This window comes from Streptomyces sp. P6-2-1 (genome assembly GCF_050613165.1).
In the GTDB taxonomy this organism is placed as follows: domain Bacteria; phylum Actinomycetota; class Actinomycetes; order Streptomycetales; family Streptomycetaceae; genus Streptomyces.
The window spans coordinates 4,815,560-4,835,245 of record NZ_CP192513.1; the positions used below are offsets into that span (position 1 = coordinate 4,815,560).

Sequence of the window (19,686 nt, forward strand, 5' to 3'; positions counted from 1 at the left end):
CACCACGCGCCGCCGGTACGCGGCACCGCGCGCGGGCATGAGCCGGGGGCCGTGCACCACCGTCAGGTCGCGGTGCACGGCCCCCGGAGTCGACGGGCCGCCGGAGCGGTCTAGTTCAGGCGCGGCGCAGCCGCACGAGCCGGATGCCCGGCATGGGCAGCCCGGCCTCCACGCGTACCGTGCCCCGCGCGTCGGCGAGGACGGGCGCGAGCGGTTCGGCGGGCAGCCGGTCGGCCTCGCGGAGCTTCGCCCACTCGGTCTCGTCCGGCCAGTCGCCGCCGCCGATCCCGTCCCACACGGCCTTGATGTTGCCGTGCTCCTCGTCCACGCGGTAGGCGTGCACCGTGTAGCGCGCTCCCGGCTCAAGTCCCGTGACCCGTACCGTCGTCGCGCGGTCGAGGGCGGCGGCGCCCGCGACCTTCGACTGGTCGAGCGTGCCGTTCCACACGAGCACGTCCACGGCGGAGCCGTCCTCGGCGCGCGTCGCGAGCGCCTCGACGGTCGCGTCCGCCCCGTCCCCGCTCACGGCCACGGGGGCGCGGTCGCCCGCGAGCTGGTTGAGCAGCCACAGCGCCCAGAAGCGCGGCTTGCGCAGGTTGCCGACGGTGAGCAGCCCGAAGCCGCCGTGGAAGAGCTTCGGCGGCCAGCCCAGCTCCTCGAACTGGTCGGTCGCGACCCAGTAGGCGAGCGCGTCGGTCGACGCGAGCGCCGACTTCATGCCGCGCAGCACGAACGGCGCGGAGAAGACGGAGTCGCTGACGGGGTTGAAGTGGGTCGGCGTGACGCCCCACTCGGTCCACAGGATCTCCGGCTCGGGACGCCCGGTCGCCTCGGCGTAGGCGCGCGTGAGCGGCCGGAAGTCGAGCGGCGCGTTCCCGTACGTGTGCGTCGAGACGAAGTCGACGGGCAGGTCCTCGGCGCGGCAGTACTCCAGGAGCGCGCCGACCCAGCCGGCCGCCGCCGAGGAGGGCCCGCCGACGCGGATGCGCGGGTCGGCCGCCTTCACGGCGCGTACCGCGTACGCGTACAGGCGGTGGTAGTCGTCCTGCGTACCGTTCCAGAAGACTTCGAGGTTCGCCTCGTTCCACACCTCGAACTCCCAGCCGGCCACCTCGTCGCGGCCGTAGCGCTCCTGGAGGTGGAGGACGAGCGCGTGGCACAGCTCGCCCCAGCGCTCCCACGAACGGGGCGTCGAGACGAGGGCCTTGTAGTCGAAGACGGTGTACGCGGGGTCGTTCGCCAGCTCCTTCGGCAGGAAGGAGAGTTCGACGACGGGCTTGAGACCGGTGGCGAGGAAGCGGTCGTAGACCTCGTCGAGGCCGGAGAAGTCGAAGGTGCCGTCCGCGCGGACCGAGACGGTCTCGGGGAGGAAGGTGCCGTGGGCGCGCACGGCGCGGACGCCGAGTTCGTCCCGTACCTTCTCCAGCGCCTCGTGGTACTCGGCGGCGGTGTCCGAGCCGCCGGGGCCCGGCTTGTCCCACAGCAGGAGCGAGAGGTGTTCGGCGCCGATGATCCTGTTCCACACGCGGGGGAGCGGGCTCGTGGGCGCGGCGGCGTCGACCGCGACATCGACGGCCGCGGGCGCGGCGCCCGGGGCCTTCGGGCAGCCGGGCACGGCCTCGGCGCTCAGCGGGCCGGCGCCGTCGTCCGTCCAGCTCGCGATCTTGTAGTAGTAGGCGCGGCCCGGCTCCACGAGCGTGTCCGCGTACGGCGGGTGCGGTACGGCGAGGACGTCGCCGCCGAGGTGGTCGAGCGGCGTGAAGGGGCCTTCGGGGGCATCGGCGCGGTGCACGAGGTAGCCGAGCGCGCCGTCGACGGGCTGCCAGTCGAGCCGTACGAGCCCGGTGCCGTCCTCGGCGCGCAGCCCGGCGGGGGCGGGGACGGCCGCGGTGCCGGTGAGCCGGGTGTCGCTGGGCTTGCCGATGCGCTGCTCCCAGTCGGAGCGGGCTGCGGACTTCTCCGGCGCTGCGGTGTTTTCGGGCATGACGGAACGAACCTTTGCTGAGGGGGGAGAGAAGACAGGGGGGTACGGGGACGGGGCCGCGGGGGCTGGTGTGCCCCGTCCCCGTACCGGGATCGCGCGGGGCGGCGCGGCTACTTGAGCCCGGCCGTCGCGAGATCCGGCTTGAAGTGCCGCTGGAGCACGATGAACACGAGCAGGACGGGCAGGACGACGAGGAGCGAGCCCGCCATCAGGACACCGTTCGAGCCCGCGACCTTGTTGGGGTCGTTCGCGAACGTCGCGAGGGCCACGGGCAGCGTGTACTTGTCCGGGTCGTTGGTCGCGATCAGCGGCCACACGAAGTTGTTCCACGAGCCGAGGAACGTCAGGATGCCGAGCGTCGCGAGGGCGGGCTTGACCAGCGGCATCACGATCCGCCAGAAGATGTACCACTCGCTCGCGCCGTCCATCCGGGCCGCTTCGAGCAGCTCGTCGGGGATCGACTGCATGAACTGCCGCATGAGGAAGACGCCGAAGGCACCGGCCGCGAACGGCAGCACCAGACCCGCGTAGCTGTCGAGCAGGTTCAGCTTGTTCATCAGCACGTACATCGGCAGCAGCATCAGGTTGCCCGGCACCATGAGCGCGGCGAGCACGAGCGCGAAGACCTTGTTGCGGCCGAAGAAGTCGAGCTTCGCGAGCGCGTAGCCCAGCATCGAGCAGAAGACCAGGTTGCAGACGGTCACGAGCACCGCGACGATCACGGAGTTCATGAAGTACAGCGGCAGGTCGAGCTTGTCGAGCAGCGCGCGGAACTGGTCGAGGGTCCACTCCGAGGGAATCCAGACGGTCGTGGCACCGCCCAGCTCCTCGTCGGTCTTGAAGGCCGAGAGCGCCATCCACAGGAACGGCGCCGCCATGATGAGCAGGCCGACGGAGAGGGCCACGTACGTGAGGGGCTGGCGGAGGCGTTCGCTCAGCGGGCGCCTGGGCGCGGCCGGGCGTCCCGGGTCCTGGCCCGCGTCGTGACCGGGGTCGTGGCCGGGGGCCTTCGTGGAGTGCGTCCCGGGGCGGCCGGGTCGCTCGCTGCCCTGCTCGCCGGGGGTACGGCGCGGGGCCGGTGTCGTGGCGCTCACTTCGTGTTGTCCTTCAGCAGTCGGAGCTGGAGCACCGTGATGGCCATGATCACAATGAAGAGGACGTACGCCATCGCGCTCGCGTAGCCCATGTGGAAGAAGTTGAAGCCTTCCTTGTACATGTCCAGCGACACGGTGAGGGTGCTGTTGTTGGGGCCGCCCTGCGTCATCACGAAGGGTTCCTCGAAGACGTTGAGGAAGCCGATCGTGGTGATGACGGTCGAGTAGAGCAGCGTCGGGCGAAGGAGCGGGACCGTGATCCTGCGCAGCTCCTGGAAGGCGCCGGCGCCGTCGAGCTTGGCGGCCTCGCGCACTTCCTGCGGGATCGCCTGGAGGCCCGCGATGAGCAGGACCATGACGTTGCCGAGGTTGCGCCACACCGCCATCGCGATCATGGACGGCATCGCGAGGTGCTCGTTGCCGAGGAAGTCGGGCGAGGTGAGCCCGACCGCGTCGAAGAGCCCGGCCACGAGCCCGTCGCCCGGGTCGAGCACGAAGCGCCACACGACGGCGACCGCGACGATCGTGGTCACGACGGGCGCGTAGAAACCGACCCGGAAGAAGGTCCGCGCGCGGTCGATGCCGTTGTTGAGCAGGACCGCGACGAGCAGCCCGGCGATGATCGTGACCGGCACCCCGACGACCACGAAGTACCCCGTGTTGAACAGGGACTTCAGGAACTTGTCGTCCTGGAAGAGGTTGACGTAGTTGTCGAGGCCGATGAACTTCGCGTCGAAGGGGTGCGTCACGTTGGCGAGGCCGAAGTCGGTGAAGCTCATGAGGAGCGTCGCGACGATCGGCAGCGCCATGAAGACGGCGAAGAGGACGAGGAAGGGGGTGGAGAAGAGCCAGCCCGCCAGGTGGTGCGTGCGCACCGAACCGCCCCGGCGGGCGGGCCCGGCCCCCCGGCCCCCGCGCGAGGCGGGGGCGGGCGGGCCCTGCGTGGCCGCCGGGGCGGCCGTGTCTGCCGTGCTGCTCATGACCGCTTACCCCAGGAGGCTTTCGATCTCGGACTGGGCCTTGTCCAGGGCCGACTTGGCGTTCGCCTTGCCCTGGGTCACCTGCTCGATCGCGTCGTCGACCTTCGAGGAGATCTCCGACCACTTCGCGAGCGCGGGCGAGGTCTTCGAGTTCTCGACCTGCGTGCGGAAGATCTGGAGGTTCTTGTCGGTGGCGAGGTCGCCGCTGTCCCACGCGGAGGTACGGGCGGGGAGGTCACCGCTCGCCTTGTAGAACTCGGTCTGCCCCTTGGCGCTGGTGAGGTACTTCACGAAGTCCGTGGCGGCGGCCTTGTGGTCGCTGTCCTTGGAGATCACGAGCGAGGAGCCGCCGGCCATCGAGGTCGCCGACGCGTCGCGCGGCACCGTCGTGATGCCCCACTTGCCCTTGAGGTTCGGGTGCGTCTGGTTGATCGAGCTGATCTGCCAGGGGCCGGAGAAGAACATCGGCACGGAGCCGCTGTCGAAGTCCTTCAGGACGTCGTAGCCGGGCGTGACGCTCTTCTTCGCGAGGCCCTTGTCGAAGTACGAGCCGTACTCCGTGAGCGCGCGGACCGCCTCGGGGCTGTTGACGACGGCCTTCTTGCCGTCGTCGCTCACGATCTGCCCGCCCGCCGAGTACAGGAAGGGGTAGAAGCTCTGCACCGTGTCGGTGCCGGAGGGCTGGATGGACAGGCCCCACTGCGTACCGGCCTGCTTCTGGTACGCGGTGGCGAGGGCCTTCATGTCCTTCCACGTCTTCGGCGCCTCGGTGATCCCGGCCTTCTTGGCGAGGTCGGTGCGGTAGTAGACGACGCGCGTGTCCACGTACCACGGCACGCCGTACGCGGTGTCGTCCACGACGCCCTGCTTCCAGGAGGCCGGGAAGAAGTCCTTCTCGTGGAAGGTCTTCGTGTCGACCGGCTCCAGGACACCCAGCTCGGAGAACTCGCCCATGTAGCTCCCGCCCATCTGCGCGATGTCGGGGAGCTTGCTCGCCGCCGCCGCGGAGACGAGCTTCTGGTGCGCGACGTCCCAGCCGACCGGGGTCACCTTGATGGTGATGTTCGGGTGCGACTTCTCGTAGGTCTTGGCGACGTCGGCGAGCTTCTCGCCCTCGGCGCCCATGCCCCAGACCGTGAGTGTCTGCTTCTTGTCGGCGGAGACACCGCCGCTTCCGGAGCCGCCGCAGGCGGCGATGACGACCATCGCGGCGATCGAGGCAGCGGCGACCGTGGTGTTCCGCACGGTCTTCCGGGTGCGGAGTCTCGCGGGGCGGTTCATGACGTGCTCCTCCTTGAGCGGGTTCCTCGCCGGTCCGACGGCAGGGAATGTATGCGCTGTCTGTAAGCGCATACATCACTGTGGCGCGAGGGGTGGGGCGGGCGCAAGGGGGGTCTACGTCACACTTCGTGGATGTTCTGGGGAGGGGGTGTGGGGTGAATGGGGTGGGGGTGGTGGCGTGGCTTGCGCTTACATCATATGAATTGTCCCGCAGCGGCTGGGACCTCGACGGGATCGACGGCCGCTACCGGGAGTTCGCCGTGCGGTACGGGCCCGAGGCGGAGCAGCTCGCGGCGACCGCGTCCGTCGGGGGCGGGCACGCCTTCGTCACGTACCTGTCCGTGCTCGACCACTGGCGCAAACTGCCCTTCCGCGACCCCGGACTGCCGCCCGAGGTCCTGGCCGACGACTGGGCGGGCCCCGAGGCCGTGCGCCTCTTCGAGCGGCTGGTGGCGCTCCTCGAAGGCCGGGCGCTCGCGCACGCGGCCCCGCACTGGTCGCCGGGCGGCCGCACGAGGTGAACGGAGCCGCCTGCCCGCACGCGATCCCTCGCGCACGGCCGCGGCACGGACACCGAGGACACGGACACCGAGGGCACGGACACCGAGGGCTCCGGCACCCCCGTACCCCGCACCCGCTCGCGCTCCCCGCCGCGCACGCGGGGAGGCACCGCACGGCCGTCCTGCCGCCCGGCACCGACACGGGCGGCGCACCGGGCCCCGACGGAGGCCGACGCGCGGCGGTGACCCCGCGCGCTCGCCCTCGCGGGCCGGGACGCGGGGCGCGGAGCGGGCGGAGGGAGGCGCGCGGGAGGTCACCGGGGTGACCCGTGGGGCCGCCACCGAGTCGTTGGGGCTGGTGGGAGGCCGTAGGGTCGGGACTCATGGTGCACGCAGACGACACGCCGCCGCAGGGACCGGGCACGCCGCAGGAGGGACCCGGCGCGGCTCCGCAGCCGCCCGGCGCGGGCTACAGCCCGTACGGCTTCGATCCCACGTACGGCTACGAGCTTCCCGCCCTGCTCGCTGTTCCCGCGCCCCCCGCGCCCGACGACTTCGGCGAGTTCTGGGGGCGGCTGCGGGGGCGGGCGCGCGCGGTCGCGACGGAGCCGGAACCCGGCCCCGTCGAGGACGAGCGCGACGGGCTCGTGATCCGTTCCGTCTCGTACACCTCGCTCGGCGGAGTGCGGCTCGGCGGGTGGTTCGCGATGCCCGCGGAAGGGCCCGTGCGGCACGGCTTCGTGATCGGGCACGGCTACGGGGGCAGGGACCGGCCCGGGCCGGATCTGCCGCTGCCGCTCGGGCAGTCGGCGGCGATCCTGCCCTGCGTGCGCGGACTGCCCGCGCGCGGGCTCGTCGACGGCGTCCCCGCCGAGCCGGACGCCCACGTGCTGCACGGCATCGGGAGCCGCGAGACGTCCGTGCTCGGGGAGTGCGTCGCCGACCTGTGGTGCGCGGCGAGCGCGCTCGTCGAGCTGGTGCCCGCGCTCGCCGGGCCGCGCCTCGGCTACCTCGGCGAGAGCCTCGGCGGCGGCCTCGGCGCGCTCGCGCTGCCGTGGGACGAGCGGTTCGTCGCCGCGCAGCTCACCGTGCCGACCTTCGGCAACCACCCGCTGCGGCTCACGCTCCCGAGCCTCGGCAGCGGCGAGTCGGTACGCGGGTACCACGCGGAGCACCCCGAAGTCACCGACGTCCTCACGTACTTCGACGCGGCGACGGCGGCGACGCTGATCCGGGTCCCGACCCTCGTCGCCGCCGCGCTCTACGACCCCGCCGTGCCCCCGCCCGGCCAGTTCGCCGTGCACAACGCGCTCCCCGCGGCGGGTGACCCCTTCCTGCTGCGCGCGGGCCACCACCCGTACGCGGAGGAGACGACCGACCGCACCGCGCTCGCCCAGGCCCGCACGGACTTCTTCGCGGCCACCATGCCGGGATAGCGGGCGAGCGGGGGCGGCGCCCTGCCCGGCGGGGGCGCGGTACGGGCGGGGGTCAGTCGGCGAGCCGCAGATACAGGCGGGTTCCGAGCGGGCGGTAGCCGAGACGTTCGTAGACGCGGCGCGAGTCGTCGCCGGAGAACTCCAGCCACACGGAGGCGGCGCCGCGCGCGAACATGTCGGCCGTGAGTGCCGAGACGACGGCGGCGGCGACGCCCCTGCGCCGGTGCGCGGGCCGCGTGCCGACGCCCGCTAGCTCGGCCGTCCCGAGCGCGGGCGCCGTGCAGCTCGCCCCGCCCGCGCAGCTCCCGTCCGCGGCACGCACGGAGCGGACCGCGCCCCCGCCCTCGCACGTACGCCGCAAACGCGCGACCCCCTCGGGGCTCGCGGTCCCCGGGCCGCCGAAGGACTCGCTCAGGGCGGCGTCGACGGCGGCGAACTCCTCGTCCGTGCCGGGGACATGAGTGGGCGGGCCGCTCCGGTCGGGTGCGTACGTGTCCGGTGTGCACACCAGGAAGTCGTGCTCGGCCTCCACCGTGAACCCGGCGGCGAGGAGCGCGGGCGCGACGGCGGGTGCCGCCGCCGGGACGAATTCGAGCCGGGGCAGCAACTCCCGCGTGCGGAAGGCGTGGACGAGCGCGGCGACGTCGTCGGCCGAGGGCTCGGCGCCGGGCAGCGGGGTCGCGTAGTTCAGGTACGGGTTCGGATCGCCGTCCTGGAACCCGGCGACGAAGCCGGGTGTCTCCACCACCCGTGGCCTGCGCCGCAGTTGCTCGGCGGTCGCGGCCTGCACGAGCAGTCCGGGGGAGGGGGAGGGGGAGGCGGGGGACGTGGAGGGGTCCACGGAAGTCATCTGCGAAGTCCTTCGAGGGAGTCACACGGGCGCCCGGGCACACGGAATCGCGTGCGGACACGCGGAATCGCGTGCGGGCGGTACGGAACGCGGCCGTCGTGAGCGGCCGGACGTGGGACCACCGCGGGAAGGCCGCGAGGCCCTCCTCAGAGTGCGCGGCGGTCGCTGACGGACGCCGTGCTCATGGACTTCATTCCCTCGATAGCTCGAACTGCTTTCGCCCCGGGCGCTGTTCGCCACGGCGCGGTGCACCGGGACGGACTGCCCACCACGGTGCGGGAAAGGCGGCTCACTGTGACACAGCTGAGGCCGCCGGCTCAACTGCTTTACGCGCGTACGGCGGTGGCGGGGAGAGGTGGTCAACGACGGTACGGCGGTCGGCGGGCGGCGTCCAGCTCGCGCCGCCGCCCGCCGCCGTACGTCACGAACCACTCAACCACCCTCACCGAGCCCACCGTTACGGCCCCGCGTCCGTGTGCGCGGCAGCAGGAACCCCGCCGCGATGAGCCAGGCGAGGCCGCCGAAGCGGGCCACGGGGAGCAGTGGGGCGAGCGGTTCGGCGAGCAGGGCCAGGACGGACAGCTCGGCGAGCCCCGCCAGGACGAGCCCCGCCCACGCGAGCGGGCGCGGCAGCAGACCGGCGAGCGGCGCGGGCACGGCGACCCCGGCGAGCAGCAGCCCGAACGGTACGACGTGCCCGGGCCCGCCGCTCGCGAAGGCGAGGTACTGGAGCGTACGGGCCACGCCGGGCGTGCCGAGCGCGGCGGGCTGCCCGAGCGTCCAGGTCAGCAGCCCGGAGGCGGCGAGCGCCGCCGAGGCGAGCAGCCCGCGGGACCTGGCGAACACGCTCGGCGTGGTCCCGAGCCGGGTCGTGACCCTCGTGGACCGCCTGGACGGCCTGGGCCTGGTCGAACGCCACCGCAGCGCCCGCGACCGCCGGCAGCACGAGCTGCGCCTGTCGGCGCGGGGCGAGGAACTGCTCCAGCGCGTACGGGAGGCGGCCTGTGCCCATGAGGAGGCGCTGCTCCAGCCGCTGGACGACGCTCAACGAGCCACGCTCACCGCGCTGTTGACGAGCCTGGCCGAGGCGGAGGGACTCACGACTCACGCCGGGGTGCGCCCGGGCTACCGGCGCTGAGCGCCCGGCACCGCGGCCCGGCCCTACGGGTGCATCCGCGCCCCCTTCAGCGTCTTGTCCACCGCGTTCCTCGGTCCGTACACCGCGAGCCCCACGAGGTCGAGCGCGGCCCCGGGGACCGCGCGCACCGCCGCGCGGTTGGCCGCGTCATGGCCCGTCGCGAAGAGGCCGGCGGTGAAGACGGCGCGCGGCAGGGCGCGCGAGAGGGTGCGGGCGTGGGCCGTCGTGAGGAGGCTCGCGGGCCCCTCGAAGACGAGGACGGGCTGGCGGAACATCGGCAGGTACGGGGTGCCGTCGGCGTCCGCGTACGGTTCGCCGATCACCTCGGGCACCTGGGTCCCGAGGCCGCTGACGAGGAAGGCGGTCACGTTGAGCCGCTGCCAGGGGGCGAGGTCGTCGCGGAGCAGGACGGCGATCTTGGTGTCGAAGCGGACGGGAGCGTCGGGGGCGACGGGAGCGGCAGCGGCGGGGGCGACGGAAGCGTCGGGGGTGCCGGGAGCCTCGGGGGCCACGGGGGCTTCGGTGCTGGTCATGGGATCAGCCTCGCGGGGGAGGCGGGGCGCGTTCTTGTACGTTCCTGGCGTACGTTCGACGCATGGCGACCCGGCACGAGATCTCGGCGTGGCGGCCTGCGGTCCCCGGGGTGACGGAGGTGCTGCACGCGCGCTTCACGGACCACGCGTACCCGATGCACGTGCACGAGGCCTGGACGCTCCTCATCGTGGACGACGGCGCGGTCCGCTACGACCTGGGCAGGCACCCGCACGGCACCCCGCGCGACACGGTCTCGCTGCTGCCGCCGTACGTCCCGCACAACGGCTCGGCCGCGAGCCCCGGCGGCTTCCGCAAACGCGTCCTGTACCTCGATCTCACACGCCTGGGCGCGGACTTGACCGGCCCGGCCGCCGACACCCCCGACCTCAGCGACCCGCTGCTCCGCGACCGCGTCGGCCGCCTGCATTCCGTGCTGACGCACCCGGGCGACGCACTGGAGGCGGAGAGCAGGCTCGCCCTGGTCCTGGACCGCCTGCGCCGCCACCTGCGCCCGCCCGCCGCCCAGGCGCCCCCCGCACGCTCCTTGCCGCACGACCTGCGCGACCTGCTCGACGCCCGTCTCCCCGGGTCCCTGAGCCTCGCCGAGGCGGCCCGCGTCCTGCACGCCGACGAGACCCACCTCGTCCGCGCCTTCACGCGCGCCTTCGGCATCGCCCCGCACCAGTACGTGACCGCCCGCCGCGTCGACCGCGCCCGCCACCTCCTCGTCGCAGGGCTCCCCGCCGCCCGTGCCGCCACGGAGTCCGGCTTCTACGACCAGCCGCACCTGACCCGCCACTTCCGCCGCTTCCTGGGCACGACACCGGGCAGGTTCGCCCGGGGCCGCTTCGCGACGGGGCGGTGAGGGGGCCGGGCGGGAGCGGCGCCCGCCGTCCGTCGCCCGTGGGCGCTCAGCGGACCAGGAGGCGGATCGCGAGGGCGAGGCGGCCGGTGTAGAAGGCGCGTGACGGGGCCTGGTGCTTGAGGCCGACCGAGGTGCTGATGAGCGTCCGCGCGATGCCCGCCGCGTCCCGCGCCGGTACGCCGGGTTCCTCCGCCAGCGCCGCCGTGACCCGTTCCTCGAAGCGGCGCGGCGCCCGTTCCGCGCACTCCCCGAGCAGGCCGGGGTTGGCCTCGACGACCTCCGGGATGTCGCGCGCAGGTGGCTCCGTGTAGCGCCCCGCCCACCGGTCGAAGGCGTCGGCGAGACGCTCGGGCAGCGGACGGCCGGTGTCGGAGAGCGCCCGTTCCACCGCCGCGAGATCGCGCTCCAGGAGCTGTTCGACCGCCGCGCGGAACAGGAGTTCCTTCGAGGAGAAGAGGAAGTAGAGACCCGGCCGCGAGATGTCCGCCGCGCGGGCCACCTCCGCCATCGACGTCCTCCGGTACCCGTACCGCGCGAACGTGGCCATCGCGGCCTCCAGTACGGCACCCCGCCGGCCGGGACCGGCCTCGTCCCGTGCGTCGGTCTCGCGGCTCATGCGAGGAGCGTACGAGAGGGAGACGCACTATACAAATGCAGTGTGATGTGTAAAGTTCCCGGGCATGGCTGAGCGCACATGGCTCGTGACACCCTTCACCGCCTCCAGTACGGCGGACGACGTGCTGCGAGGGCACGACCTCGACGGCGTCCGCGCGCTCGTGACGGGGGCTTCCTCCGGCATCGGGGCCGAGACGGCCCGTGCCCTGACGGCGGCGGGGGCGCGCGTCACGCTCGCCGTGCGGAACACGGACGCGGGGAGCGCGGTCGCCGACGCGATAGCCCGCTCCAGCGGGCGGGCCCGCCCGGACGTCGCGCCGCTCGACCTCGCCGACCGGGCCTCGATCGCGCGGTTCCTCGCGGCCTGGCGGGCACCGCTGCACCTCCTGGTCAACAACGCGGGCGTCGTCACGGGCGGCCTCGCGCGCACCCGCGAGGGCTGGGAGTGGCAGTTCGCGACCCATCACCTCGGTCACTTCGCGCTCGCCACGGGCCTGCGCGAGGCCCTGGCCCGGGGAGCGGCCGAGCGCGGCGGCGCCCGCGTCGTCGCGGTCAGCTCGACGGCCCACATGCGGGCCGGGGTCGATTTCGGCGATCTCCACTTCGCGCACCGCGCCTACGATCCGCAAGTGGCCTACGCGCGCGCGAAGACGGCGAACTCGCTCTTCGCCGTCGCGGCGACGCGGCACTGGGCCCGGGACGGGATCGTCGCCAACACCGTCAACCCGGGCGGCGTCGCCACCGGGCTGCAACGGCACTTCACCGAGGCGCAACGCCGTTCGCTCGACGCGGCGGAGGCGGCGGGGGTCTTCACGTACAAGACGGTGGGTCAGGGTGCGGCGACCACGATGGTCGCCGCCGTCCACCCCGCGCTCGCGCGCTCGGGGGGCCACTACCTCGACGACTGCCAGGAGGCGTACACGGTGCCGGATGACGCCGCGCTCGCCGAGCATCCGCACGGCGTCAAGGAATGGGCGCTCGACCCGGTGCGCGCCGAGCGCCTGTGGACGGTCTCGGCCGCGCTCACGAGCGCGCCGCTCGTATGAGGGAGCGGCCTCCGCCGCCGCTCTGCCGCTCGGTTCCTTACGGGGACCGCTTCGCCCCCCGTACGGGCTCAGCCCTCCCGGCGGTTCCGTTCGTACGGGGCCCTTTCGGCCCGTACGGGCTCAGCCCTCCGCCGTGCCGCCCCCGCAGCCGCAGCTTCCCCTGCGGGTGACCTCCACCGGCAGCACGCGCGAGACAGGCGGCGTCCGCTCCGGCTCCGTGACGCGCTGGATGAGGAGTTCGGCGGCCTCCTCGCCCATGCGGCGCATCGGCTGGCGGACGGTGGTGAGCGGGGGCCGGACGACTCGGCTCAGCGGGATGCCGTCGAAGCCGGTGACGGCGAGGTCCTCGGGGACCCGTACGCCTGCCTCCTCCAGCGTGTGCAGGGCGCCGACCGCCATCTGGTCGTTCGCGAAGACGAGCGCCTCGGGGCGCGGCCCCGGCCGGTCGAGCAGGGCGCGCGTCGCGCGGGAGCCCTCGGCGCGGGTCATCAGCGGGGCGCGCAGGTCCGGCTCACCGGGTACGGGCAGGCCCGCCTCGCGCAGCGCGTCGCGGTAGCCGTCGAAGCGGGCGCCGACGTCGGGCGACTCGTCGGCGCTGCCGACGAAGGCGAGGCGGCGCAGGCCGTGGTCGTCGATGAGGTGGCGCGTGAGCTGGTACTCGCCGTCCCGGTTGGCGACCTCGATGTGGTCCATGTGGTCTATCTCGCGCGGCCCAGCGAGCATCACGACGGGCACGCGCCGCGAGATGACCTCCAGGTCCTCGGTCGGCACCGTACGGGCGAGCACGGCGAACCCGTCCACGCGCCCGGCGACCTTCGCCACCAGGCTCTCGGGACCCCCGGCGAGCGAGGCGGCGATGAGCAGCGCGTAGCCGTGGCGGCGGGCCGCGCGCTCCATGCCCCTGATGATCTGGTCCGAGTAGAGCGTCCCGGCCTCCTCGTCGCGCTCGCCCGCCCCGGAATCCGCGTCCGGGTCGGCGTAGTCGGGGAAGCACAGGCCGATGATCCCCGTCGTACGGCTCGCGAGCCCGCGCGCGCTGCCGCTCGGCACGTAGCCGAGGGCGCGGGCCGCGGCGAGCACCTTCTCGCGCGTCGCGGGTCGCACGGAGTCGGGGCTGCGGTAGACGCGGGAGACGGTGGCGATGGACACGCCCGACTGCTCGGCCACGTCGTAGACCGTGGGGGTGTCGCTCACAGCAGCACCTTCGCCTGTTCTGTTCGCCATGAATGGGTTCGCCCTCGATGAAAGCGCATTCATTCTAGGTAGCGCGAGGGTGCGGGGGCAAGGGTCCGCAGGGTGAGCCAGTCCTCACGCCCCCCCGGGGGGGAGAGCCTGTCCGCAGCCGTGATCGACAAGTAAGTTTGCAAGTTTCCCTGCCGAACTCGTACGGTGGCCGTCATGACCGAGCCCGCAGCCACCCCCGCGCGGCCCGCCCCCGGCGGCCCGCACCCGGACAGCGCGCGGCTCGCCGACGAACTGGGTTCGGTGGCGGGGCTGCTCATGCGGCGCCTGCGGACGCACTCCGCGCGCAGCCTCCTCAGCCCCACCCAGCGCTCCGCGCTCGCCCGGCTCGACCGCGAGGGCCCGATGACCACGGCGGCACTCGCCCGTGCCGAGCACGTACGCCCCCAGTCGATGCGCGCCACGCTCGGCCACCTGCACGAACAGGGCCTCGTCGCCCGTACCCCCGACCCCGGGGACGGCCGCCAGTCCGTCGTCTCCGTCGCCGAGCGCGGCCACGCCGTTCTCGCGGAGGTCCGGGCCGCCAAACGCACCTGGCTCACCCACGCACTCGACACGCGGCTCGGCCCCGAGGAGCGCGCACTGGTCGCCGAGGCCGTGACGCTCCTGGCCAAGGTGGTGGAGGGGTGACCGGGCCCACCGGCGAGGCCGGGGGACCCGCAGCGGCCCCCGGCACCCCGGGAGCCCCCCGCTCCCGCGCCGCCCTCGCCGACACCCCCGCCGGGGCACCCGACACCCCCGTCCGGATACCCGGCGGCCCCGCCCGCCCGGGAGCCGATCGCGCCACGGCCCCCGCTCCCGCCCCTGGCGGGCGCGGGTTCGCCGCGCGGCTCACCGCGCCCCTCCTGCTCGGCTCGGTGCTCAACCCGCTCAACACCACGATGATCTCGACCGCCCTGGTCGCGATCGGGCACGACCTCGGCATCGGGGCCGCCGACACCGCCTGGCTCATCTCCGTGCTCTACCTCGCGAGCGCCGTCGCGCAGCCCGTGCTCGGCAAGCTCGCCGACACGATCGGGCCGCGCCGGGTCTTCCTCGGCGGTCTGCTCGTCGTCGTGGCCTCGGGGCTCGTCGGCGCCTTCGGGCCCGGCTTCGGCTGGCTGCTCGTCTCGCGGCTCCTGCTCGGCATCGGCACCTCCGCCGCGTACCCGGCCGCGATGGCGGTGCTGCGGGACGAGTCGCGCCGCGTCGGCAGGCCGACCCCGCGCCCCGTACTCGCCCGGCTCTCCTTCGCCGGACTCGGCTCCACCGCCGTCGGGCCCACGCTCGGCGGCCTGCTCGTCGGAGCCTTCGGCTGGCGGGCGATCTTCCTCGTCAACGTGCCGATGGCGCTCGCCGCCTTCGCGCTCGCGCTCGTGTGGGTCCCCGCCGACCCGCCCCGGGCCCGTACCGCCGCGGGCGAGAAGCCCCGCGCGCTCGGCATCGACCCGCTCGGCATCGGCCTCTTCGCCGCCGCGCTCACCCTCCTCTGCGTCTTCCTCCTCGACCTCGCGCACCCCGACTGGTGGCTCCTCGCCCCGTTCGCCGTGTGCGCCGCGCTCCTGACCGGCTGGCAGCTGCGCACCCCGCGCCCCTTCCTCGACCTGCGCCTGATCGCCCGCAACGGCCCCCTCGCCCGCACCTACCTGCGCCACGGGCTGAGCTACCTCCAGATCTACTGCGTCATGTACGGCTTCACGCAGTGGCTGGAGGAGGCGCACGGCTACTCGTCCACGCAGAGCGGGCTCGTCATGCTGCCGATGTCGCTGTGTGCCCTCGTCTGCTCGCTCACGGCGGCCCGCACGAAGGGCATCCGCGCCCCGCTCTCGCTCGGCGCCGCGCTACTCACACTCGGCGCCGGGGTCCTCGCGGGCGTCACGGGCCGCACGCCGCTCGCCGTGCTGCTCCTCGTCGCCGCCTGCTTCGGCATCCCGCAGGGCCTCCTCGGTACGAGCAACCAGGCCGCCATCCAGCAGCACGCCCCCGCCGACGCGATCGGCTCGGCCGCCGGGCTCCAGCGCACCGCCCAGTACATCGGCGCCGTCACCGCTTCGAGTCTCATCGCGCTCGCCTACGGGCAGCGCGCGTCCGACGGCGGTATGCACCTCATGGCGCTCGTCTCGGCCGTGCTCGGCGCGGCCGTCCTCGTCCTCACCCTCCTGGACCGCTCCCTGCGCCCCCGCGCCTGAGCGGCCCCCCCTTTTCCCCCGATACGAAGGAGCACCACCATGACCGCCACGACCCTCGACCCCCGCACCGCGCTGATCGTCGTCGACCTCCAGAAGGGCATCGCCGGTATGCCGGTCGCGCCCGTGCCCGCGCAGGACGTCATCGCGCGCTCCGCGGGACTGGCCGCCGCCTTCCGCGCCAAGGGCCTGCCCGTCGTGCTCGTCAACGTGACGGGCGGCGCCCCCGGCCGCAACGAGGCCCAGGGCCAGGGCGGGCAGCCCCCGGCCGACTGGGCCGACCTCGTCGCCGAGCTGGACGCGCAGGACTCCGACATCCGCGTCACGAAGCAGACGTGGGGCGCCTTCTACGGCACCGACCTCGACTCGCAGCTGCGCCGCAGGGGCATCACGCAGGTCGTCCTGACCGGCATCGCCACGAGCATCGGCGTCGAGTCCACGGCGCGCTTCGCGCAGGAGTACGGCTACAACGTCACCGTCGTGACGGACGCCGTGTCCGACATGAGCGCCGAGGCGCACGCCAACAGCGTCGAGCGCATCTTCCCGCGCCTCGGCGAGACCGGCACGACCGAGGAGATCACCAAGCTCATCGGCTGAGCCGGGGCATCGCACGGGAGGGGCGGTCACCGACACGGTGGCCGCCCCTCCGGCGTACGCCCCGCCCGCCTGCCCGTGCCGCGCCTCCCGCCCCGCTCCGCGCGCCGCGCGCGCGTACGTCCTCACACCACGTCGTACGTGAGGTGCGTCGCCGTCGACGTCACGCGCACGTCCCGCCGCACGAGCGTGCGCGCCGTACCGCCGGTGAAGAGCGGGGTGCCCGCGCCGAGCAGGACGGGGGACAGGTGCAGCGAGAGGACGTCGACGAGCCCCGCCGCGAAGGCCGAGCGGATCAGCGCGCCCCCGCCCATGAGGACGACGTCGAGTTCCCGCCCCGCCGCGGCGGACGCGGCCCCGGCGCGCTCGCGCGCGGCGGCCACGGCGGCGGGCAGCCCGTTCGTGACGAAGGTCCAGTCGAGCGCGTCGAGCCGTACCGACCCCGGCCGCGCACCCGTCACGACGAAGAAGGCGGGCCGCGCGGCCCGCCCCGCCCCGTACCCCACCTCCTCGTCCCACCCGCCGGGCCCGTCCACGACGTCGAAGAGCCGCCGCCCCATCACGACGGCCCCCGAGCGCGCCGTCCCCTCGCCCAGCACCCGCCGGTCCCCGGGATCGTCCGAGAACGCCCAGGTGTGCAGCGCCTCACCGCCGTCCCCGAGCCCGTTGAGCGGCCCGGGGTCCGGTCCGGTGACGAAGCCGTCGAGCGAGACGGAGATGTCGGCGACGATGCGGGTCATGGGCGAGGGCTACCCCCGCCGCGCCCGCTCCCCTCCTCCGCTGCTTCCACCGGGGGACTTCCGTGGGCCAACCGGGTGCGCCGGTCCGCGTCCCGCGCTTCGAGGGCAATAGATGTGATCGGACAGTAAGCAGACAGTCGGACAAGGCGTCACGCCACGGAGGTACCAGCACGATGTCGTCGTACAGCGGCCCGAGACTGCGTTCCGCCGTGTTCCTTGTGGCAGGCGTGCTCGCCGTGCCCGCCCTCACCTCCTGCTCGGGCGACAGCGCCCCGCACGCCGGGCGCGTCGTCGCGCCCGACGTCCACCAGGCCGCACGCGACCGCGTCGCCGAGGGCAGCACCCTGCACTGGGCCGTCGACCGGCTCCCCAGCACCCTCAACACCTTCCAGGCCGACGCCGACACCACCACCGCGCGCGTCGCCTCGGCCACGCTGCCCTCGATGTTCCACCTCGACAAGCAGGGCCGCCCGGCCCGCTCCGCCGCCTACCTGCGCGACGCCAAGGTCGAGACCACCGAGCCCCGCCAGGTCGTCGTCTACCACCTCGACCCCAAGGCGGCCTGGAACAACGGCCGCGAGATCGGCGCCGACGACTTCGCGGCCCAGTGGCAGGCCCTGCGCGGCTCCGACAGCAAGTACTGGACCGCGCGCAACGCCGGGTACGACCGCATCGCGAAGGTCGAGCGCGGCGCCAACGCGCAGGAGGTACGGGTCACCTTCGCCAAGCCGTACGCGGACTGGCGCGCCCTCTTCTCGCCGCTGTACCCCAAGGAGGTCATGGGCAGCCCCGAGACCTTCAACGACGGCGCCCGCACCGGGCTCGCCGTGAGCGCGGGCCCCTTCCGCGTCGGCAAGCAGGACCGCAAGACCGGTGACCTCACGCTGGAGCGCGACACCCGCTGGTGGGGCGACCGTGCCAAGCTCGACGCCCTCGTCCTGCGCGCGGTCCCCGCAGGCACCCGGGTCAAGGCGATGCTCGACGGGCGCGTCGACCTCGCCCCCGTGGAGCCCGACGAGGCCGCGCGCATCGCCCGCGCGGGCAAGGGCGGCGGCGGGCCGCTCGCGACGCAGAACGGCCCCAACGCGGCCGGCGCCGTCGCCCAGGACGTCTACTCGCGCGCCTTCGCGCAGGGCAAGCCCGAGCAGGTCAACCGCCTCGACCGGCAGAACCGCGCCGACCTCGCCGAGGCCCGCGCCGTCGAGGAGGCCCAGCAGAAGGCACTCGGCCGCTACCGCCTGCGCAAGAGCCTCGAACCCGCCTACACGCAGCTCGCGCTCAACGGCGAGTCGGGCCCCCTCGCCGACGAGCGCGTGCGCCGTGCCGTGGCCCGCGCCCTGGACCGCAGGGCACTCGCGCAGCTCGTGCTCAAGCCGCTCGGCCTGCCCGCCGACCCCGTCGGCAGCCACCTCGCCCTCGCCGGGCAGGACGCCTACGCCGACAGCAGCGGAGCGCTGGGCCGCCAGGACGCCGCCGAGGCGCAGGCCCTCCTCTCCGACGCGGGCTACCAGCAGGCCCCGTTGGCGGGCGGCGAGAAGAAGGACGAGGCCGCCCGGGGCAAGGCAGGAGCGGACTCCGACGGCAAGGCACCCCGAACCGACGGCAAGGCCCCCGACGACGAGTCCCGCGCCCAGGGCGAGAAGGCCGGTGCCACCGCGGAGCAGGCCGGGAAGGCGACGGAGGCACAGAAGGCCGAGGCGGAGCAGGCGGCAGCCGAGAAGAAGGCCGGGGCAGGGAAGAAGGCGCAGGCGGGCGAGAAGGCCGGGGCAGGGAAGAAGGTGGAGGACGCCGCCGCCCCGCTCGCCCCCGCCCCCGTACCCCCGCAGTCCGTCCTCCTGCACCAGGCGTACGCGATGGCCGAGCGCCCCGCGAAGGCCGCGGGGGCCGCGGGGGCCTACGCCCCGAAGGGCACCCCGGCGCCGCCCAGGGAGGAGGCCGCGCCCAAGGCCGGACCCGCCGGGGTCCCCGCCGTGCTCGGCAAGGACGGCAAGCCCCTCACGCTCCGCTTCGTCGTCCCCTCGGGCGCGGGCTCCGCGCAGCTGCGCGAGGTCGGCGAGAAGATCGCGGACATGGTCGAGAAGATCGGCATCCGCACCCAGGTGCAGAAGGTCCCCGACGCCTCCTACTTCAAGGACCACATCGCGACGGGCGACTACGACATGGCGCTGTGGTCCTGGCCGGGCACCGCCTTCCCCGCCACCGACGCGCGCCCCGTCTACGGCAAGCCCGTCCCGGCGGCCGACGGCTCGCTCAACGTCGACCAGAACTACACGCGCGTCGGGACCGACCGCATCGACCAGCTCCTCGACCAGGCGGCGGGGACACTCGACGCCAAGGAGGCCGGGCAGCTCGTGAAGAAGGCCGACGCCCGCATCTGGGCGGCGGCCGGCTCCATCCCGCTCTACCAGCGCCCCGAACTCGTCGCGGCCCGCTCCGACCTCCTCAACGCCGGGGCCTTCGGCTTCGCGACCCCGGACTGGGAGAACATCGGCTTCGCGGCGAAGGGCGCGAAGGGCGCCAAGGGGACGAAGGCACCGGCCGGGAAGCCCGTGATCAACACGGAGGCACCCGCCGCCGAGTGACCCGCGTCTCCTCCTGAGCCCGCCCACGGGGCCCGTACCG

General features: G+C 73.9%; 19 protein-coding genes. 9 read left to right on the top strand and 10 right to left on the bottom strand.

Annotated elements, in window-relative coordinates; translation table 11 throughout:
* Positions 1-115: 115 nt before the first annotated feature.
* The 4 genes from ACQYWQ_RS20670 to ACQYWQ_RS20685 all read right to left on the bottom strand — a co-directional run bounded on the left by ACQYWQ_RS20670 (position 116) and on the right by ACQYWQ_RS20685 (position 5,339).
* The gene (locus ACQYWQ_RS20670; RefSeq protein WP_431036518.1) at positions 116-1,984 is read right to left on the bottom strand and encodes a GH39 family glycosyl hydrolase; all 1,869 of its coding nucleotides are present in this window, start codon (positions 1,982-1,984) and stop codon (positions 116-118) included.
* 110 nt (positions 1,985-2,094) lie between these two features.
* Positions 2,095-2,922, bottom strand: coding sequence for a carbohydrate ABC transporter permease (locus ACQYWQ_RS20675; RefSeq protein WP_431039271.1), 828 nt, complete (start codon positions 2,920-2,922; stop codon positions 2,095-2,097).
* A 152-nt stretch (positions 2,923-3,074) separates the two neighbouring features.
* Positions 3,075-4,058 carry a carbohydrate ABC transporter permease gene (locus ACQYWQ_RS20680; RefSeq protein WP_431036520.1) on the bottom strand — a complete coding sequence of 328 codons (984 nt, stop codon included), beginning with the start codon at positions 4,056-4,058 and terminating at the stop codon, positions 3,075-3,077.
* Between the two features lie 6 nt (positions 4,059-4,064).
* The gene (locus tag ACQYWQ_RS20685) at positions 4,065-5,339 is read right to left on the bottom strand and encodes a sugar ABC transporter substrate-binding protein (RefSeq protein ID WP_431036522.1); all 1,275 of its coding nucleotides are present in this window, start codon (positions 5,337-5,339) and stop codon (positions 4,065-4,067) included.
* A 203-nt stretch (positions 5,340-5,542) separates the two neighbouring features.
* Between ACQYWQ_RS20685 and ACQYWQ_RS20690 the strand changes: the two genes are divergently transcribed.
* Both ACQYWQ_RS20690 and ACQYWQ_RS20695 read left to right on the top strand, forming a co-directional pair.
* Positions 5,543-5,860 (top strand): PaaX family transcriptional regulator C-terminal domain-containing protein, encoded by a 318-nt coding sequence (locus ACQYWQ_RS20690; protein ID WP_431036523.1) that lies wholly within the window; start codon positions 5,543-5,545, stop codon positions 5,858-5,860.
* A gap of 362 nt (positions 5,861-6,222) precedes the next feature.
* On the top strand, positions 6,223-7,275 hold the full coding sequence (locus ACQYWQ_RS20695; RefSeq protein ID WP_431036524.1) for an acetylxylan esterase: 1,053 nt from the start codon (positions 6,223-6,225) through the stop codon (positions 7,273-7,275).
* Positions 7,276-7,327: 52 nt separating this feature from the next.
* Here the strand turns inward: ACQYWQ_RS20695 and ACQYWQ_RS20700 are convergent, their stop codons facing one another.
* Positions 7,328-8,125, bottom strand: coding sequence for a GNAT family N-acetyltransferase (locus ACQYWQ_RS20700; protein WP_431036525.1), 798 nt, complete (start codon positions 8,123-8,125; stop codon positions 7,328-7,330).
* A gap of 432 nt (positions 8,126-8,557) precedes the next feature.
* The gene (locus tag ACQYWQ_RS20705) at positions 8,558-8,971 is read right to left on the bottom strand and encodes a hypothetical protein (RefSeq protein WP_431036526.1); all 414 of its coding nucleotides are present in this window, start codon (positions 8,969-8,971) and stop codon (positions 8,558-8,560) included.
* Positions 8,972-8,978: 7 nt separating this feature from the next.
* Between ACQYWQ_RS20705 and ACQYWQ_RS20710 the strand changes: the two genes are divergently transcribed.
* Complete coding sequence (locus ACQYWQ_RS20710; protein WP_431036527.1) at positions 8,979-9,263, top strand: MarR family winged helix-turn-helix transcriptional regulator; 285 nt, start codon at positions 8,979-8,981, stop codon at positions 9,261-9,263.
* Between the two features lie 23 nt (positions 9,264-9,286).
* Here the strand turns inward: ACQYWQ_RS20710 and ACQYWQ_RS20715 are convergent, their stop codons facing one another.
* Positions 9,287-9,796 carry a DUF2000 family protein gene (locus ACQYWQ_RS20715; RefSeq protein WP_431036529.1) on the bottom strand — a complete coding sequence of 170 codons (510 nt, stop codon included), beginning with the start codon at positions 9,794-9,796 and terminating at the stop codon, positions 9,287-9,289.
* 62 nt (positions 9,797-9,858) lie between these two features.
* Between ACQYWQ_RS20715 and ACQYWQ_RS20720 the strand changes: the two genes are divergently transcribed.
* Positions 9,859-10,662 carry an AraC family transcriptional regulator gene (locus ACQYWQ_RS20720; protein WP_431036530.1) on the top strand — a complete coding sequence of 268 codons (804 nt, stop codon included), beginning with the start codon at positions 9,859-9,861 and terminating at the stop codon, positions 10,660-10,662.
* Positions 10,663-10,708: 46 nt separating this feature from the next.
* Here ACQYWQ_RS20720 and ACQYWQ_RS20725 read toward each other — a convergent pair whose 3' ends face one another.
* On the bottom strand, positions 10,709-11,278 hold the full coding sequence (locus ACQYWQ_RS20725) for a TetR/AcrR family transcriptional regulator (RefSeq protein WP_431036532.1): 570 nt from the start codon (positions 11,276-11,278) through the stop codon (positions 10,709-10,711).
* A 64-nt stretch (positions 11,279-11,342) separates the two neighbouring features.
* Here ACQYWQ_RS20725 and ACQYWQ_RS20730 point away from each other — a divergent pair, with 64 nt between their 5' ends.
* On the top strand, positions 11,343-12,323 hold the full coding sequence (locus ACQYWQ_RS20730; RefSeq protein ID WP_431036534.1) for an SDR family NAD(P)-dependent oxidoreductase: 981 nt from the start codon (positions 11,343-11,345) through the stop codon (positions 12,321-12,323).
* Positions 12,324-12,443: 120 nt separating this feature from the next.
* On the opposite strand, the gene ACQYWQ_RS20735 is transcribed toward ACQYWQ_RS20730, so the two are convergent.
* A complete protein-coding gene (locus ACQYWQ_RS20735; protein ID WP_431036535.1) occupies positions 12,444-13,547 on the bottom strand; it encodes a LacI family DNA-binding transcriptional regulator in 1,104 nt (367 codons plus the stop codon).
* A 165-nt stretch (positions 13,548-13,712) separates the two neighbouring features.
* Here ACQYWQ_RS20735 and ACQYWQ_RS20740 point away from each other — a divergent pair, with 165 nt between their 5' ends.
* From ACQYWQ_RS20740 to ACQYWQ_RS20750, 3 genes are all read left to right on the top strand, one after another.
* Complete coding sequence (locus tag ACQYWQ_RS20740) at positions 13,713-14,195, top strand: MarR family winged helix-turn-helix transcriptional regulator (protein ID WP_431036537.1); 483 nt, start codon at positions 13,713-13,715, stop codon at positions 14,193-14,195.
* A 251-nt stretch (positions 14,196-14,446) separates the two neighbouring features.
* Positions 14,447-15,733, top strand: a complete 1,287-nt coding sequence (locus ACQYWQ_RS20745) for an MFS transporter (protein WP_431039272.1) — start codon at positions 14,447-14,449, stop codon at positions 15,731-15,733.
* Positions 15,734-15,772: 39 nt separating this feature from the next.
* Positions 15,773-16,327 (top strand): isochorismatase family protein, encoded by a 555-nt coding sequence (locus tag ACQYWQ_RS20750; RefSeq protein WP_431036539.1) that lies wholly within the window; start codon positions 15,773-15,775, stop codon positions 16,325-16,327.
* A 122-nt stretch (positions 16,328-16,449) separates the two neighbouring features.
* Here ACQYWQ_RS20750 and ACQYWQ_RS20755 read toward each other — a convergent pair whose 3' ends face one another.
* The gene (locus tag ACQYWQ_RS20755) at positions 16,450-17,064 is read right to left on the bottom strand and encodes a dihydrofolate reductase family protein (protein ID WP_431036541.1); all 615 of its coding nucleotides are present in this window, start codon (positions 17,062-17,064) and stop codon (positions 16,450-16,452) included.
* Between the two features lie 173 nt (positions 17,065-17,237).
* On the opposite strand from ACQYWQ_RS20755, the gene ACQYWQ_RS20760 reads away from it, so the two are divergent.
* Positions 17,238-19,646 carry an ABC transporter family substrate-binding protein gene (locus tag ACQYWQ_RS20760; RefSeq protein ID WP_431036543.1) on the top strand — a complete coding sequence of 803 codons (2,409 nt, stop codon included), beginning with the start codon at positions 17,238-17,240 and terminating at the stop codon, positions 19,644-19,646.
* Positions 19,647-19,686 lie beyond the last annotated feature (40 nt).